The sequence below is a fragment of the Pseudomonas sp. SZ40 genome (assembly GCF_052958135.1).
In genome coordinates, this window is sequence record NZ_JBQWIF010000063.1 from 1 (window position 1) to 15,971 (window position 15,971).

General features: G+C 61.9%; 14 protein-coding genes and 1 pseudogene. 12 read left to right on the forward strand and 3 right to left on the reverse strand.

The features are described 5' to 3' along the window. Positions 1–900 precede the first annotated feature (900 nt). The 3 genes and pseudogenes from ACT9T4_RS25880 to mdoH all read left to right on the forward strand — a co-directional run. Positions 901–2,157 carry an acyltransferase family protein gene (locus ACT9T4_RS25880; RefSeq protein ID WP_042556475.1) on the forward strand — a complete coding sequence of 419 codons (1,257 nt, stop codon included), beginning with the start codon at positions 901–903 and terminating at the stop codon, positions 2,155–2,157. Between the two features lie 277 nt (positions 2,158–2,434). Continuing rightward, positions 2,435–3,979, forward strand: coding sequence for a glucan biosynthesis protein G (locus ACT9T4_RS25885; RefSeq protein ID WP_499119721.1), 1,545 nt, complete (start codon positions 2,435–2,437; stop codon positions 3,977–3,979). After that, positions 3,976–6,471, forward strand: a pseudogene (gene mdoH, locus ACT9T4_RS25890) (glucans biosynthesis glucosyltransferase MdoH); the annotation flags it as partial. The gene ACT9T4_RS25885 and the pseudogene mdoH, both read left to right, overlap by 4 nt. Positions 6,472–6,541: 70 nt before the next feature. Here mdoH and ACT9T4_RS25895 read toward each other — a convergent pair. From ACT9T4_RS25895 to ACT9T4_RS25905, 3 genes are all read right to left on the reverse strand, one after another. Further along, entirely contained in the window at positions 6,542–7,333 is a 792-nt protein-coding gene (locus ACT9T4_RS25895) for a hydroxypyruvate isomerase family protein (protein ID WP_499119711.1), read from the reverse strand. 118 nt (positions 7,334–7,451) lie between these two features. Beyond that, a complete protein-coding gene (locus ACT9T4_RS25900; RefSeq protein WP_179537605.1) occupies positions 7,452–7,820 on the reverse strand; it encodes a DUF5064 family protein in 369 nt (122 codons plus the stop codon). Between the two features lie 206 nt (positions 7,821–8,026). Then, a complete protein-coding gene (locus ACT9T4_RS25905; protein WP_042556479.1) occupies positions 8,027–8,332 on the reverse strand; it encodes a DUF2288 domain-containing protein in 306 nt (101 codons plus the stop codon). Between the two features lie 295 nt (positions 8,333–8,627). On the opposite strand from ACT9T4_RS25905, the gene ACT9T4_RS25910 reads away from it, so the two are divergent. The 9 genes from ACT9T4_RS25910 to tsaA all read left to right on the forward strand — a co-directional run bounded on the left by ACT9T4_RS25910 (position 8,628) and on the right by tsaA (position 15,827). Then, positions 8,628–9,749, forward strand: coding sequence for a branched-chain amino acid ABC transporter substrate-binding protein (locus ACT9T4_RS25910; RefSeq protein ID WP_042556480.1), 1,122 nt, complete (start codon positions 8,628–8,630; stop codon positions 9,747–9,749). Positions 9,750–9,867: 118 nt separating this feature from the next. Beyond that, positions 9,868–10,791: a high-affinity branched-chain amino acid ABC transporter permease LivH gene (gene livH / locus ACT9T4_RS25915; protein ID WP_042556481.1), complete on the forward strand. Its 924-nt coding sequence runs from the start codon at positions 9,868–9,870 to the stop codon at positions 10,789–10,791. Then, positions 10,788–12,047: a high-affinity branched-chain amino acid ABC transporter permease LivM gene (locus tag ACT9T4_RS25920; protein ID WP_042556482.1), complete on the forward strand. Its 1,260-nt coding sequence runs from the start codon at positions 10,788–10,790 to the stop codon at positions 12,045–12,047. Before livH ends, ACT9T4_RS25920 begins: the two co-directional genes overlap by 4 nt. Continuing rightward, on the forward strand, positions 12,044–12,811 hold the full coding sequence (gene livG / locus ACT9T4_RS25925) for a high-affinity branched-chain amino acid ABC transporter ATP-binding protein LivG (RefSeq protein ID WP_042556483.1): 768 nt from the start codon (positions 12,044–12,046) through the stop codon (positions 12,809–12,811). The genes ACT9T4_RS25920 and livG overlap by 4 nt, the downstream gene beginning before the upstream one ends. Next, on the forward strand, positions 12,812–13,513 hold the full coding sequence (locus ACT9T4_RS25930; protein ID WP_499119714.1) for an ABC transporter ATP-binding protein: 702 nt from the start codon (positions 12,812–12,814) through the stop codon (positions 13,511–13,513). It abuts the gene before it with no gap. A 65-nt stretch (positions 13,514–13,578) separates the two neighbouring features. Beyond that, positions 13,579–13,749, forward strand: coding sequence for a small membrane protein YohP (locus ACT9T4_RS25935; RefSeq protein ID WP_225834250.1), 171 nt, complete (start codon positions 13,579–13,581; stop codon positions 13,747–13,749). Between the two features lie 107 nt (positions 13,750–13,856). Beyond that, complete coding sequence (locus tag ACT9T4_RS25940) at positions 13,857–14,567, forward strand: rRNA pseudouridine synthase (RefSeq protein ID WP_499119716.1); 711 nt, start codon at positions 13,857–13,859, stop codon at positions 14,565–14,567. A gap of 99 nt (positions 14,568–14,666) precedes the next feature. Further along, positions 14,667–15,128 (forward strand): YehS family protein, encoded by a 462-nt coding sequence (locus ACT9T4_RS25945; protein WP_042556486.1) that lies wholly within the window; start codon positions 14,667–14,669, stop codon positions 15,126–15,128. Positions 15,129–15,134: 6 nt separating this feature from the next. Continuing rightward, on the forward strand, positions 15,135–15,827 hold the full coding sequence (gene tsaA, locus ACT9T4_RS25950; RefSeq protein ID WP_499119719.1) for a tRNA (N6-threonylcarbamoyladenosine(37)-N6)-methyltransferase TrmO: 693 nt from the start codon (positions 15,135–15,137) through the stop codon (positions 15,825–15,827). Positions 15,828–15,971 lie beyond the last annotated feature (144 nt).

Here is a 15,971-nt window from a genome sequence, read left to right on the forward strand (position 1 = left end):
TGGCGAGGCGATTTCACCTGCGACACCGTGGGTGAATTCATAACCGCCATCGCGAGCAAGCTCGCTCCTACAGTCGGAATTGGGGGCAATCCCGGAAAGCCTGACGTGCCTCCATCCGTAGGAGCCAGCTTGCTGGCGAGGCGATTTCACCCGCGACACCGTGGGTGCATTCATAACCGCCATCGAGAGCGAGCTCGCTCCTACAGTCGGCATTGTGGGCAATCCAGCAAAGCCTGACGTGCCTACATCCGTAGGAGCCAGCTTGCTGGCGAGGCGATTTCACCTGCGACACCGTGGGTGAATTCATAACCGCCATCGCGAGCAAGCTCGCTCCTACAGTCGGCATTGTGGGCAATCCAGCAAAGCCTGACGTGCCTCCATCCGTAGGAGCCAGCTTGCTGGCGAGGCGATTTCACCCGCGACACCGGGGGTGCATTCATAACCGCCATCGCGAGCAAGCTCGCTCCTACAGTCGGAATTGGGGGCAACCCAGCAAAGCCTGACGTGCCTCCATCCGTAGGAGCCAGCTTGCTGGCGAAGCGATTTCACCCGCGACACCGTGGGTGCACTCATAACCGCCATCGCGAGCAAGCTCGCTCCTACAGTCGGAATTGGGGGCAATCCCGGAAAGCCTGAACGTGCCTCCATCCGTAGGAGCCAGCTTGCTGGCGAGGCGATTTCTTGCGCGACACCGGGGTGAATTTCGCCACCACTGTCGCGAGCGAGCATTGTTAATGCGGGGTCGTCTGAACGCTCGCTGGTGGCCACAACCGGCAATCAGATAGATCGAAATGCGATTGACGCTGTCAGACGCTGACCCGGCTGCCGCAAGGCTGCGCAGCGAAGCTGTCTGCGCAGGCTGATTCGTGCCCGGAAGATGTCGATATAAGGAGAACGGGGATGACCCGAACCGACAAGGAACATTTCATCGGGCTCGAGTGGCTGCGTTTCATACTCGGCCTGTACATCGTGGTCTTCCATACCCTGCACAATTACGCAGAACAGAAGCTGCCGATCATCAAGCAGCTCAGCGGTGTCGGCTTCTTCGCCACCAGTACGTTCTTCGTGCTGTCCGGTTTTCTGCTCGCCCACGTGTACTGCAAGCGCGGTGAGCTGCGTGAGCCGGCGGTGAGTTTCTGGAGCCGGCGTTTCGCCAACCTCTATCCACTGCACATCTTTTCCCTGCTGCTGACCATCACGGTCATCTTCATCATCAGCAACCTGGGCATCCCGCCGGACGAGACCAAGGCCACCATCCGTTTCGTGGTGTACGACACCAACGAAGACATGACCGGGATCTCGCGCACTACCCTCGAACATTTCATGGGCAACGGCGAACTGGCACTCAATACGGTGCTGCAACTGTTCATGCTGCAGGCCTGGAACCCGTTCTACCTGACCTTCAATCCGCCACTGTGGTCGATCTCCACGCTGTTCTTCTTCTACCTCACCTTTCCCTTCGTGGCCCCACGCCTGGCGCGCCTGAAGCACAAGGTGCTGTGGCTGGGCGTGCTCACCCTGATCTACATGATTCCGCCGATTCTGGTGATTCTCAATGGTGACTACGGCATGCCGTTCACCGGCATCCTGCACCGCAACCCCCTGGTGCGCCTGCCGGAGTTCCTTGCCGGCATCCTCGCCTACGGCCTGTTCCGTGACATGCGCGACGCTGGCCGCTCGCCGGGCGGCGCAGGTATCGGCCTGATGATCGTCACGGTGCTGACCTGCTTCTTCGGCGCCGCCTGGTTGGTCGAGGGCGAGCAGTACTGGTATTACCTGCTGCACAACGGCCTGCTGCTGCCGTCGCAAATGATGCTGATCTACCTGTGCGCCCTGGCGCCATCGCCGACCAGTGAGCCGGTACGCCGCTGGTCGCAACGCCTGGGTGCAGCTTCGCTGCCGCTTTTCGTGTTGCACGTGCCGGCCTTCACCCTGTTCTCACGGTCGGAGAAGGTGCTCAGCGTGGCGTCGACCGAGTGCTTCGCCAACTGGGCGCAATGCGCCGTCCAGGCTGGTGAGCAAACCCTGTCGATCGCCTTCTACCCGCTGTTCCTGCTGCTCACCGTGATCCTCTGCGTCTGGGCCCAGGAGAACGCCGTGGTGCCGACCCGCAAGCAGCTCCTCAAGTTTCTGCCTGTGAAGCGCAGCACAGCCTGAGAACCTGCCCTGCCGCGTTGAAAACAGGCTCGGTTTGCTCAGTTACAGCTCGCAACCTCCGCACCCTCGCCTGTTCTTGCGGGGGCGCCCAGCCCTTGTATGGATCCAGCTCGCGAGGTCGTGAACAGGCTCAGAGCGAAGCGGCGGGAAATTCACAGGAATCATCTGCAACGATAACGGTCGGAAGGAGATGTTCGGCCGACCGTGCCGCTGTTTCTTACTGTTTCTGGAGGGATCCGTGATCCTCAAAACCGTCAAGGCATCTGTCCGTCACAGCATGCTTCCAGCCGCGCTGTGCCTGGCCTGCACCACTTCATTGTTCAGTACTCAGGTACTGGCGTTTTCACTCGATGACGTGGCTTCGGAAGCCAAGGAATTGTTGGACAAGCCTTACGCTGCTCCAGCCGTCAACCTGCCCAGTGAGCTGCGCACCCTGCCGTTCACCGACTACCAGAAGATCAAATCGCTCGAAGACAAGTACGAATGGGCCGACAGCAAAACCCCGTTCAAACTGAGTTTCTATCACCAGGGCATGCACTTCGACAGCCCGGTGAAAATCAACGAAGTGACCGCTACCAGCGTCAAGGAAATCAAGTACGACCCTGCGCGTTTCGATTTCGGTGACCTGAAGGTCGACAAGGATGCCGTCAAGAATCTCGGCTACGCCGGTTTCCGCGTGATGTACCCGATCAACGCCAAGGGCAAGTCCGACGAGATCATGAGCCTGCTCGGCGCCAGCTATTTCCGGGTGATCGGCAAGGATCAGGTGTACGGCGCCTCGGCCCGCGGCCTGGCCATCGACACCGCACTGCCGAGTGGTGAAGAGTTTCCGTATTTCCGCGAGTTCTGGATCGAGCGCCCCAAGCCGGAAGACAAGCATCTGGTGATCTTCGCGCTGCTCGACTCGCCGCGCGCCACCGGTGCCTATCGCTTCATCCTGCGCCCGGGCAAGGACTCGGTGGTCGACGTGCAGTCGCGAGTATTCCTGCGTGACAACGTCAACAAGCTGGGCATCGCCCCGCTCACCAGCATGTTCCTGTACGGCTCCAGCCAACGCTCCAGCAAACCCAACTACCGCCCTGCCCTGCACGACTCCAATGGCCTGGCGATCCATACCGGTAACGACGAGCACATCTGGCGCCCGCTGAACAACCCGCAGAATCTTGCAGTGAGCACCTTCGAAGTGGAGAACCCGAGAGGCTTCGGGCTGCTCCAGCGGGGTCGCGACTTCGCTCAATACGAAGACCTGGAAGACCGCTACGAGCAGCGTCCAAGCGCGTGGATCGAACCCAAGGGCGAATGGGGCAAGGGCAAGGTCGAGCTGGTGGAAATCCCCACCCCGGACGAAACCAACGACAACATCGTGGCGTTCTGGACACCTGACGAGCAGCCCAAACCGGGCGAACCGATGGAGTTCGATTACCGCATGCACTGGACCAAGGACGAACGCGCCCAACTTGGTGCGGAAACCGCCTGGGTCAAGCAGACCATGCGCAGTGCCGGCGAAGTCAAGCAGCCCAATCTGACCCGCAAGCTGGATGGCAGCATCGCCCTGCTGGTGGACTTCGAAGGCCCGGCACTGGCCAAACTCAAGTCCGATGCGGCGGTAACGTCCAACTTCAGCGTCAATGACAACGCCGAGTTGCTGGACAACGGCCTGCAGTACAACCCGTCCACTAAGGGCTGGCGCCTGACGCTGCGATTCAAGGTCAAGGACCCCAAGAAAGCCGTGGAAATGCGCGCGGCTCTGGTCGAGGGTGACAAGACCCTCAGCGAAACCTGGAGCTATCAACTGCCACCCAATACGGTTACCGCCCCATGAAAACCACCGAGCAGTCCGCCCTGGACGAGTACCTGGACAGCCTGCCGCTGAGTGCAACCGAGCGTGAAGCACTGGCCGACTGCCGTGACTTCACCGAACTGCACGGCCGCCTCGGCGGCGCGCAGGCCGCGAGTGCCGAAGAGGCCGTCCACAAGTCGGCTGCCCGACGTATCGAACTGGGCGCCGGAGAACCACTGGAATCCACCGGCCTGCTGTCGCTGGATGCCGCCGGCCGACCGGTTCTGCGGGCAGCCCCGCCCCTCAACCGCACCAAGATGACACCCGAGCCGTGGCGCACCAACCTGCTGACCCGTGGCTTGCGCGCCCTGTTCGGCAAGAGCAACCCGCCCCGCCCGCCCAAACGCGAACTCGAGCCAGCACGCTGGCGCCGGGTCGGCTCGCTGCGTCGCTACGTATTGCTGCTGCTGATGCTGGGCCAGACCGCCGTCGCTACCTGGTACATGAACAGCATCCTGCCCTATCAGGGCTGGGCGCTGATCAACCTGCAGGAAGTCATGGAGCAAGGCTGGCAGGAAAGCCTGCTGCAGGTACTGCCCTATGTGGTGCAGGGCAGTATTCTGGCCCTGTTCTCGCTGTTGTTCTGTTGGGTGTCGGCGGGTTTCTGGACGGCGCTGATGGGCTTTTGGGAATTGCTGCGTGGTTATGACCGCTACGGTATTTCCGGAAGCAGTGCCGGTGACGAGCCGATCGATGCCAAGGCGCGTACCGCGATCATCATGCCGATCTGCAACGAGGACGTGCCTCGCGTCTTCGCCGGCCTGCGCGCCACCTACGAGTCGGTGAAGGCCTCCGGCGAGCTCGACCAGTTCGACTTCTTCGTGCTCAGCGATACCGGCGACGCCGACATCGCCGTGGCCGAGCAGCGTGCCTGGCTGGAGCTGTGCCAGGAGACCAAGGGTTTCGGCAATATCTTCTACCGCCGTCGCCGCCGCCGCGTGAAGCGCAAGAGCGGCAACATCGACGACTTCTGCCGTCGCTGGGGCGGCGATTATCGCTACATGATCGTGCTCGATGCCGACAGCGTGATGAGCGGCGAATGCCTGACCAAACTGGTTCGGCTGATGGAGGCCAATCCCCAGGCCGGCATCATCCAGAGCTCGCCCAAGGCGGCGGGCATGAATACCCTGTACGCGCGCCTGCAGCAGTTCGCCACGCGCGCCTACGGCCCGCTGTTCACTGCCGGCCTGCACTACTGGCAGCTGGGTGAATCCCACTACTGGGGCCACAACGCGATCATCCGCATGCAGCCATTCATCGAGCACTGCGCCCTGGCTCCGCTGCCGGGCACAGGCTCGTTCGCTGGCGCGATCATGTCCCACGACTTCGTCGAAGCGTCGCTGATGCGACGTGCAGGCTGGGGGGTGTGGATCGCCTACGACCTGGAAGGCAGCTACGAAGAGTTACCACCGAACCTGATCGACGAGTTGCAGCGCGACCGTCGCTGGTGCCACGGCAACCTGATGAACTTCCGTCTGTTTCTGGTCAAGGGCATGCACCCGGTGCACCGTGCGGTGTTCCTGACCGGGGTGATGTCCTACCTGTCGGCACCGCTGTGGTTCATGTTCCTGCTGCTCTCCACTGCCCTGCTGGCCATTCACACGCTGATGGAGCCGCAGTACTTCCTGGTACCTGGTCAGTTGTTCCCGGTGTGGCCAAGGTGGAACCCGGAAAAAGCCATCGCACTGTTCTCCACCACCCTGACCCTGCTGTTCCTGCCCAAGCTGCTGGCCGTGATCCTCATCTGGATCAAGGGCGCCAAAGCTTACGGCGGTGCGTTCAAGGCGACCCTGAGCATGCTGCTGGAGATGCTCTTCTCGGTGCTGCTGGCACCGGTGCGCATGCTGTTCCACACCATGTTCGTCAGCGCCGCGTTCCTGGGCTGGTCCGCCACCTGGAACTCACCGCAGCGTGACAACGGCATCACCACCTGGGGCGACGCCGTACGCCGCCATGGCTGGCAGGCCCTGCTGGGCGTGGGCTGGACAGCGGGCGTGGCGTGGCTCGATCCGAACTTCCTGTGGTGGCTGTCGCCGATCGTGGTGTCGCTGATGCTGTCGATTCCGGTGTCGGTGTTCTCCAGCCGCCTGAGCCTGGGGCTGCGCAGCAAGAAGGGCAACCTGTTCCTGATTCCCGAGGAGTCCAACCCGCCTCAGGAGCTGCTCTCCACCTATGCCTATACCCGGCATAATCGCGAGCATGCCATGGAAAACGGTTTCATCGAAGCCGTGCTGCGCCCCTTCCCCAATGCGCTGGCATGCGCCATGGCCACGGCTCGTCACGGCAACGCCGCGCTGATCGAACAGGCACGGCAACGTGCCCTCGGTGAAGCACTGGAACTGGGCCCCAAAAAGCTCGACGGCAAGAGCAAGCTGGCATTGCTCAGTGACCCGGTACTGCTCGCTCGCCTGCATGCGCAGTTGTGGCAGCAGGCCGAGCAGCACCCGCTGTGGCGCCACGCTTACAACCAGAGCACGCCCACCCAGGCGGATCGCGGCAACCTGGCGCTCAAGCTGCCCGAGGTTGGCGTAACCGCTCCTCTGGTCAACTGAGCGCAGGCATCCGCCACGCGCGCAACCAGCCCAGGCTGGCACGGGTATCGCCCTCTTCGGGGCGGTACTCGGCGCCCAGCCAGCCGCGGTACCCTCCCGTCTCCAGCGCCTGCCGCACCCTAGCGAAATCGACATCCCCACTGCCCGGCGCACCGCGCCCCGGACAGTCGGCGAATTGCACATGGCCGATTCGGCCAACCAGTGCTTCGACGGCCACCAGCGGATCGATACCCTGTCGCGCCATGTGATAGATATCCAGCTGAGCGCGGAAATTGCCGTGGTCGACCCGCTCCAGCAGTGCTTGCAGGTGTTCCGGCGTGTTGACCAGAAACCCCGGCATGTCGATGGGGTTGATCGCCTCGCTGACCACGCCGATCCCCAGCGTCTGGAACGCCTCTGACGCCTTGCGGATGTTGTTGCTCAAGGTAGTCAGCGCCTGCTCCCGCTCGAGCCCTGCGGCCAGCCGTCCGGACAGGACGTTGATGGACTGCGGTCGAACCATGGCGGCGTAGGTCAGCGCCTCCTGCAACGCTTCGTCGAACGCCGCCTGACGTGCAGGCACCGCCGCCAGCCCAGGCCCGCCAGCCATGAAGTCGCCAGCCGGAAAATTCATCAGCGCCAGCGGCATGCCCGCCCGTGCCAGTTCGTCCTTCAAGCGAAGCGCTGGGACTTCGTAGGGGAACTGGATTTCCACGCCCTCGAAACCCGCCGCAGCGGCGGCGACGATACGCTCGAGCAACGGCCGCTCGGTGAACAGCATCGTCAGGTTGGCGGATAGTTTCATGCACGACTCCAGACTGGTGCCAGCCGATGCACCGACCGGCCTCGAAATGAATGAACCAGCTCGCCACATAGCGGCGCTGGCGGCGATGAATCAGATGTGACAACGCAATCTGCAGCGCTTACAGACCATCCTTCTCGAGATGATCGAGATCTACCGGATCGCCACTGTGGGCACCCAGACGCTGGCGGATATCCTCGAACATCCGGTCGAACTCTTCATGCTCGTGACTGATCAGCACCACGCTGGTCGGCAAACCATGCTTGTGAGCCAGGCGGCTGACCACACTGGCGAAGTTGAAGGCGGTGTCACGGTGCAGCTCGAACGACTCGTCGAAAGCCGCTCCAGCGATTTCACCCTTGAGGGACATGTGCAGCATTGGCCCTTCGGCCGCATCCTGACGCACGTCGTAATGCAGGTCGATGGCATAGGTGGGTATCTCACCTACCGCCAGGCTGTTGCCGCGAAATAAATGGCCGGGCTCGAACATAAGTGGTCTCCTGAGCTGAAGGATTGCCGGAAACGTCAATCCGCTTCCGGGCTCCTGAGCATAGACACCTGGCCTCAGAGATGATCCCAGCCACCTTGCGAACCAAATAAGTGCATGAAAAGCACCAAAATGAATCACTAAAGCCGCTTTATCCGTCTTCGAAAACACCATTCCAGAGCGATTGAAACGCGCGTTCGAAGTCGACGCTACTTTTCGGCGCGCTCCTGCACCAGAACCCAGGGCGCAACGACCACAGCCCAAAGCGACGGATCACGGGTGAGCAGATCCTCGGCGCGTACATCGTTCAACAGCGCGACGCGCCCCGAATCCAGCCAGGCAGCGACGTCGTCGCGACGATTTTCGGCAACCGCCTCGGCCACCGCGATCAGGTCCTCATCGCTGTCGACCCACAGCAGCGAGCCGCGCGCGAAGAACGGTTGCAGCTCCTGCCAACGGATGGGGGCGGTTTCGCCGAGCAATTTGGCATAGAGGGTGCTTGGTTGTTCGTTCATGGCAGGTTCCATCGTGAAGGGTCGTATTTCTGACGGCCGCCATGATAACGACGGGCGACTGACAGGCAAGCCGTGTCAACCACCCGTCAGTCAGGAATCCGCCGTTTTTCTATACATTTCTTGCAATTACGCGACATTCCTACTCTTCTTCCTCGACTGCCGACTTTCCAAGGCGCAAATCAGCGCTCTACACTGTATCGGTACAGTTGCCGGGGGTATGGCCGGAAAAGTCGACTCCGGTTCTGCTGCTTTGGCTGCCAGAACTACAACAATGAACACAACGAGTGGAGCACTAATGAACAACGCTACTAAGCAGATTTCCAAGCTGTTCGCCGCTATGGCCCTGGCTGGCGCTGCCAGCTACTCGGTCGCCGCAGACACCATCAAGATCGCCATGGCTGGCCCGGTGACCGGTGCTGTTGCCCAGTACGGCGAGATGCAGTTCATCGGTGCCAAGATGGCCATCGAACAGATCAACAAGGCCGGTGGCGTCAACGGTGCTCAGCTCGAAGGCGTGGTCTACGACGACGCCTGCGATCCCAAGCAAGCCGTGGCGGTTGCCAACAAGATCGTCAACGATGGCGCCAAGTTCGTCGTTGGCCACCTGTGCTCCAGCTCCACTCAGCCGGCTTCGGACATTTACGAAGACGAAGGCATTCTGATGATCACCCCGGCCGCTACCAGCCCGGAAATCACCGCCCGTGGCTATGAGCTGATCTTCCGCACTATCGGCCTGGACAGCCTCCAGGGCCCGACCGCTGGCAACTTCATTGCCGACAAGATCAAGCCGAAGAACGTTGCCGTCATCCATGACAAGCAGCAGTACGGTGAAGGCATCGCCAGTGCGGTCAAGCAGACCCTGGAATCCAAAGGCGTGAAAGTCGGCGTGTTCGAAGGCATCAATGCCGGCGACAAGGACTTCTCCTCGCTGATCGCCAAGCTCAAGCAACAGGGCGTTGATTTCGTCTACTACGGCGGCTACCACCCAGAGCTGGGCCTGCTGCTGCGTCAGTCCAAGGAAAAAGGCCTCGACGTTCGCTTCATGGGTCCGGAAGGCGTAGGCAACAAGGAAATCTCGGCCATCGCTGGCCCGGCTTCCGAAGGCATGCTGGTCACCCTGCCGCAATCCTTCGACCAGGATCCGAAGAACAAGGCGCTGGTTGATGCGTTCAAGGCCAAGAACGAAGACCCAACCGGTCCATTCGTGTTCCCGGCCTACGCTGCCGTTCAGGTCATTGCCGGTGGTATCGAGAAAGCCGGCAGCACCGACACCGCCGAAGTAGCGGCCGCCCTGCGCGCCAACACCTTCGACACCCCGACCGGCACCCTTGGCTTCGACGAAAAGGGTGACCTGAAGGACTTCAACTTCGTGGTTTACGAATGGCACCAGGACGGCACCAAGTCCGAAGCCAAGTAAGCCCCCCCGCCTGAGCCTAAAGCCCACTGCACACGCAGTGGGCTTTGTTTATTGAAAGAATTCCGGTTTCGCGCTGCGCCACAAGCGCTGCCGTGCGCGACGACCCAGGAGTTAGGCAATGCCTGATCTTTATCACTACCTGCAACAGCTGCTCAACGGTCTTACCGTCGGCAGTACCTATGCCCTGATCGCCATCGGCTACACGATGGTCTACGGCATCATCGGCATGATCAACTTCGCCCATGGCGAGGTGTACATGATCGGTTCCTACGTCGCCTTCATCGCCATCACGCTGCTGGCCATGATGGGACTCGACAGCCTGCCCCTGATCATGATCTGCGCCTTCGCGGCGAGCATCATCGTCACCAGTGCTTTCGGTTACAGCATCGAACGGGTTGCCTACCGGCCGCTACGCGGCGGTAACCGGCTGATCCCGCTGATTTCCGCGATCGGCATGTCGATCTTCCTGCAGAACGCCGTCATGCTTTCCCAGGACTCGAAAGACAAGGCCATCACCAACCCGCTGCCGGGCAACTTCATCTTTGGCGAAAGCGCCATGAATGGCGTGGTGATCTCTTATATGCAGGTGCTGATCTTCGTGGTCACCTTCCTGACCATGATCGGCCTCACCCTGTTCATCTCCCGCTCCCGCCTGGGCCGCGCCTGCCGCGCCTGTGCCGAGGACCTGAAGATGGCCAACCTGCTGGGTATCAACACCAACAACATCATCGCCCTGACCTTCGTCATCGGCGCCGCACTGGCAGCGGTCGCCGCCGTGCTGCTGGGCATGCAATACGGCGTGATCAACCCGCACCTGGGCTTCCTCGCCGGCATCAAGGCGTTCACTGCCGCAGTACTCGGCGGCATCGGCAGCATCCCGGGCGCCGTGCTTGGCGGCCTGGTGCTGGGCGTTGCCGAAGCCTTCGGCGCCGATATCTTCGGTGATCAGTACAAGGATGTCGTCGCCTTCAGCCTGCTGGTACTGGTACTGCTGTTCCGCCCGACCGGTATCCTCGGCCGTCCGGAGGTTGAAAAGGTATGAGCAAGAACCTCAAGACCGCCCTGTTCAGCAGCATCCTTCTGCTGCTGATCTCCTACCCGATCCTCGGCCTCAAGCTCAGCGTCGTCGGCATCAGCCTGCAGGTGAGCGGCGCCAGCGCCAAGACCCTGTGGACTATCGGCATCGCCGCTGCGCTGCTGTTCGTCTGGCATCTGGTGCTGCGTGATCGCCTGCTCGGCGGTGACAGGCTCAAAGGTGTTCTGCCGGCCGTGCCGCAGAACCTGAAGGACTCGCTGACCCTGCCCAGCGTGCAGCGCTGGATCATGCTGGCGCTGTTCGTGGTGGCGTTGGCCTGGCCGTTCTTCGGCTCCCGCGCGGCGGTGGACATCGCCACGCTGATCCTCATCTACGTGATGCTGGGCATCGGCCTGAACATCGTGGTCGGGCTCGCCGGGCTGCTCGACCTGGGTTACGTCGGCTTCTACGCGGTGGGTGCCTACACCTATGCGCTGCTCGCCGAGTACGCAGGCTTCGGTTTCTGGACGGCATTGCCGATAGCCGGGCTGATGGCGGCCACCTTCGGCTGCTTGCTGGGCTTCCCGGTACTCAGGCTACGCGGTGACTATCTGGCCATCGTGACCCTGGGTTTCGGTGAGATCATCCGCATCATGCTGCGCAACCTCACCGACATCACCGGCGGCCCGAACGGCATCAGCTCGATTCCCAAGCCGGAACTGTTCGGCCTGTCGCTGGATCGTCGCGCACCGGATGGTGGCCAGACCCTGCATGACTTCCTCGGCATCGCCTACAACTCCACGTACAAGGTGATCTTCCTCTACCTGATCGCCCTGCTTCTGGTGCTGCTGGCCATCTTCGTGATCAACCGCCTGATGCGCATGCCGATCGGCCGCGCCTGGGAAGCCTTGCGCGAAGATGAAATCGCCTGCCGTGCCCTGGGCCTCAACCCGACCACGGTCAAGCTCTCGGCCTTCACCATCGGCGCCAGCTTCGCCGGTTTCGCCGGCAGCTTCTTCGCCGCCCGCCAGGGGCTGGTGACGCCGGAGTCGTTCACCTTCATCGAGTCGGCGATGATCCTCGCCATCGTCGTGCTGGGTGGCATGGGCTCGCAGCTCGGCATCATATTCGCGGCCATCGTGATGACCCTGTTGCAGGAGATGCGCGACTTCAACGAGTACCGCATGCTGATATTCGGTCTGACCATGATCGTGATGATGATCTGGCGTCCGCAGGGCCTCATGCCCATGCAGCGCCCACACCTGGAGTTGAAACAACGATGAGCCGCCCGATTCTAGAAGTGAGCGGCCTGTCCATGCGTTTTGGCGGCCTGCTGGCCGTCAACGGGGTCAGCCTCTCGGTCAATGAAAAACAGGTTGTGTCGATGATCGGCCCGAACGGTGCCGGCAAGACCACGGTGTTCAACTGCCTGACCGGTTTCTACAAACCGACCTCGGGCAGCATCCGCCTCAACGGCGAACAGATCGAAGGCCTGCCGGGCCACAAGATCGCTCGCAAGGGTGTGGTGCGTACCTTCCAGAACGTTCGCCTGTTCAAGGAAATGACCGCGGTGGAAAACCTGCTGGTCGCCCAGCACCGCCACATCAACACCAACTTCCTCTCCGGCCTGTTCAAGACCCCGGCGTTTCGCCGCAGTGAGCGCGAGGCCATGGATTACGCGGCGCATTGGCTGGAACAGGTCAACCTGACCGAATTCGCCAACCGCACCGCCGGTACCCTGGCCTACGGCCAGCAGCGCCGCCTGGAGATCGCCCGCTGCATGATGACCCGACCGAGCATCCTCATGCTCGACGAGCCGGCCGCTGGCCTCAACCCACGGGAAACCGACGACCTGAAAGCGCTGATCGGCGTGCTGCGTGACGAGCACAACGTGACCGTGCTGCTGATCGAACACGACATGAAGCTGGTCATGAGCATTTCCGACCATATCTTCGTGATCAACCAGGGCACCCCCCTGGCCGACGGCACGCCGGAGCAGATCCGCGACAATCCGGACGTGATCAAAGCCTACCTGGGGGAAGCGTAAATGCTGTATTTCGACAACGTTTCCACCTTCTACGGCAAGATCCAGGCGCTGCACGGCGTCAGTGTGGAAGTGCGCCAGGGTGAGATCGTGACCCTGATCGGTGCCAACGGCGCCGGCAAATCCACCCTGCTGATGACCCTTTGCGGCACTCCCCAGGCCACCAGCGGCAGCATCCGTTATCAGGGTGAAGAACTGGTCGGCATGGAAACCCCGCTGATCATGCGCAAGAGCATCGCCGTGGTGCCGGAAGGCCGCCGCGTGTTCGCGCGCCTGACCGTCGAGGAGAACCTCGCCATGGGCGGCTTCTTCGGCAGCAAGGCGGAGAATCAGGAGCAACTGGACAAGGTGCTGCACCTGTTCCCGCGCCTCAAGGAACGCCTTGTACAGCGCGCCGGCACCATGTCCGGTGGCGAACAGCAGATGCTCGCCATCGGCCGTGCGCTGATGAGCAAGCCCAAGCTGCTGCTGCTCGACGAGCCGTCTCTGGGCCTGGCACCGATCATCATCCAGCAGATCTTCGACATCATCGAACAGCTGCGCAAGGACGGTGTGACCGTGTTCCTGGTCGAGCAGAACGCCAACCAGGCGCTCAAGCTGGCCGACCGTGGCTACGTACTGGAAAACGGCCGGATCGTCATGCAAGGCAGTGGTCATGATCTGTTGAACGATCCGAAGGTGCGTGACGCCTACCTGGGCGGCTAACAGGCTTTCGGAAACGATCCACGTTTTCGACACCCTGCTTGTCTTGCCGATGCCCTGCGGCCGCAATGGCCGCCGGGCAGATTTACCCTGAACGATGCCAGCGGCACTCCAGTCCCAATACTGAACGGACGAAAACAGGAGTAGCCCCCATGCTGAAGTTCCTCGGCAGCACCATCGGTATCATCTTCCTTATCGGCCTGCTGGTCGTGATCGGCATTTTCTCGCTGATTTTCTGATCGGTAGAACCTGCGAGCCGGGCGCCCTGCCCGGCTTTGTTCATGCCACGCGCATGACACGCCTCACGGCGGTACAATGGGCATCTACTCGCTGACGATGTCCTGCCATGACCGAACCCTTACGCCTCTCCAAACGCCTGATCGAACTGACCGGCTGCTCGCGCCGCGAGGCCGAACTGTATATCGAAGGCGGCTGGGTCACGGTCGACGGCGAGGTGGTCGACGAACCTCAGCGCAAGGTGACCGACGAAGCGGTGGCGCTGCTCCCGGATGCCGTCGCTGAACCTCTGGTACCGGTCACCCTGCTGCTGCACATCCCCAGCGGGCGCTTTCCCGAACGTGCAGCCGAAGAAATCGGCCCGGACAGCCGCTGGCCGGAAGACCGCTCCGAGCAGCGCACGCTGAAGGGTCACTTCACCAACCTGACGCCCTGTATCCCCCTGCAAGCGGGCGCCGACGGTCTGCATGTGCTGACTCAGGACTGGCGTATCGAGCGCAAGCTCAAGGACGACCTGAGCAAGCTGGAGCAGGAATACGTGGTCGAGGTCAGCGGTGAATTGTCGGATCGAGACCTCAAGCGACTCAATCACGGCCTGGTGTTCAACGGCACGCCGCTGGCGCCCTGCAAGGTCAGCTGGCAAAACGAGACCCGCCTGCGTTTCGCCCTGAAGAACCCACTGCCGGGTCAGTTGGTGTTCATGTGCAACAGCGTTGGCCTCAAGGTACTGGGCATGAAGCGCATCCGCATCGGCGCGGTACCGATGTCCAAGGTGCAACCGGGGCAGTGGCGCTATCTGGGCGCCAAAGAACGTTTCTAGGGACCTGTCGACGCCAGCTAGCGCGGCGTCGCAATCGGCTCCCAACCACTATTTTCCGGCCTCGCCATCTGGCGCGGGCCTCTCCAATCAGGAATCTTCATGCTCAATAATGATGTGCTGCGCAGCCTGCGCTACATGCTCGACGTCAGCGATGCACAACTGGCCGAGATCGTTCAGTTGGGTGGCAAAACGGTAACCGCTGAAGAAATCGCGGCGGTACTGAAGAAGGATGACGAGCCGGGCTATCAGGATTGCAGCGACGATCTGCTGGCCCATGCCCTCGATGGCCTGGTGTACTTCAAACGTGGCAAGGATGACAGCCGCCCCGCTCCGGCTCTGGAGCTGCCAGTCAGCAACAATCAGGTGCTGAAGAAGCTTCGCGTGGCTTTCGAGCTCAAGGAAGACGACGTGCATGCCATCATGCGCAGCGTCGATTTCCCCGTATCGAAACCGGAAATGAGCGCGCTGTTCCGCAAGCAGGGCACCAGTAACTATCGCGTCTGTGGCGATCAGTTCCTGCGCAACTTTCTCAAGGGCCTGACCCAGCGCCTGCGTGACTGACAGCCCATGAGCTACCAGGTTTCGCCCATCGGTCATGTGCGCTCCTGCTTCAAGGAGAAGTTCGCCATACCGCGCCAGCCGCAGCTGGCACCCGCTGCACGCGGCGTGCTCGAGCTGTGCCCGCCGTTCGATCAGGGCGATGCAGTGCAGGGCCTGGAGCAGGTCAGCCATGTCTGGCTGCTGTTTCTCTTCCACCAGGCGCTGGAAGACAAGCCCAGGCTCAAGGTGCGCCCTCCACGTTTGGGCGGCAACCGTGCAATCGGCGTGTTCGCGACCCGGGCGACCCATCGCCCCAACGGGATCGGTCAATCGGTGGTACGCCTGGATCGGGTCGAGAGCGGACGCCTGTGGTTGTCGGGCATCGACCTGCTCGACGGCACCCCGGTGCTCGACGTCAAACCCTACGTGCCCTATGCCGACTGCGTGCCCGATGCCCACAACCATATCGCTACGCACGCTCCCGTGCGGATCGAGGTGCAATGGCAGGACAGCGCATTGGCCCAGGCCCACGAACACGGCCTGCGCCTCGACGAGCCACTGGTCGAGCTGATCGAACAGTGCCTGGCGCAGGACCCGCGCCCCGCCTACCAGCAACCCCAGCCGGAGCGCCGCTACGGCGTGCGCCTGTGGGATGTCGAGGTCCATTGGCACTACCCACAACCCGGCTGCATTCGCGTGCTGGATGTCACCCTGCCGTAGGCGGACAGCCCGATCCGGTTGGTGGGCTGAAGCCCACCCTACACCAGTCCTGCGGCGAGGACGCCAAGCGCGCGCGAGCGGTAGGGTGGGCTTTAGCCCACCAAATCGAACCCTGGTTAAGCCACCGCCTGCCGCGCGACCTTC

Bases quoted from the DNA above. Each gene is read 5' to 3' on its own strand.
- ACT9T4_RS25880 (WP_042556475.1), top strand. From the start codon at position 901: ATGACCCGAACCGACAAGGAACATTTCATCGGGCTCGAGTGGCTGCGT.
- ACT9T4_RS25885 (WP_499119721.1), top strand. From the start codon at position 2,435: ATGCTTCCAGCCGCGCTGTGCCTGGCCTGCACCACTTCATTGTTCAGT.
- ACT9T4_RS25895 (WP_499119711.1), bottom strand. From the start codon at position 7,333: ATGAAACTATCCGCCAACCTGACGATGCTGTTCACCGAGCGGCCGTTG.
- ACT9T4_RS25900 (WP_179537605.1), bottom strand. From the start codon at position 7,820: ATGTTCGAGCCCGGCCATTTATTTCGCGGCAACAGCCTGGCGGTAGGT.
- ACT9T4_RS25905 (WP_042556479.1), bottom strand. From the start codon at position 8,332: ATGAACGAACAACCAAGCACCCTCTATGCCAAATTGCTCGGCGAAACC.
- ACT9T4_RS25910 (WP_042556480.1), top strand. From the start codon at position 8,628: ATGAACAACGCTACTAAGCAGATTTCCAAGCTGTTCGCCGCTATGGCC.
- livH (WP_042556481.1), top strand. From the start codon at position 9,868: ATGCCTGATCTTTATCACTACCTGCAACAGCTGCTCAACGGTCTTACC.
- ACT9T4_RS25920 (WP_042556482.1), top strand. From the start codon at position 10,788: ATGAGCAAGAACCTCAAGACCGCCCTGTTCAGCAGCATCCTTCTGCTG.
- livG (WP_042556483.1), top strand. From the start codon at position 12,044: ATGAGCCGCCCGATTCTAGAAGTGAGCGGCCTGTCCATGCGTTTTGGC.
- ACT9T4_RS25930 (WP_499119714.1), top strand. From the start codon at position 12,812: ATGCTGTATTTCGACAACGTTTCCACCTTCTACGGCAAGATCCAGGCG.
- ACT9T4_RS25935 (WP_225834250.1), top strand. From the start codon at position 13,579: ATGGCCGCCGGGCAGATTTACCCTGAACGATGCCAGCGGCACTCCAGT.
- ACT9T4_RS25940 (WP_499119716.1), top strand. From the start codon at position 13,857: ATGACCGAACCCTTACGCCTCTCCAAACGCCTGATCGAACTGACCGGC.
- ACT9T4_RS25945 (WP_042556486.1), top strand. From the start codon at position 14,667: ATGCTCAATAATGATGTGCTGCGCAGCCTGCGCTACATGCTCGACGTC.
- tsaA (WP_499119719.1), top strand. From the start codon at position 15,135: ATGAGCTACCAGGTTTCGCCCATCGGTCATGTGCGCTCCTGCTTCAAG.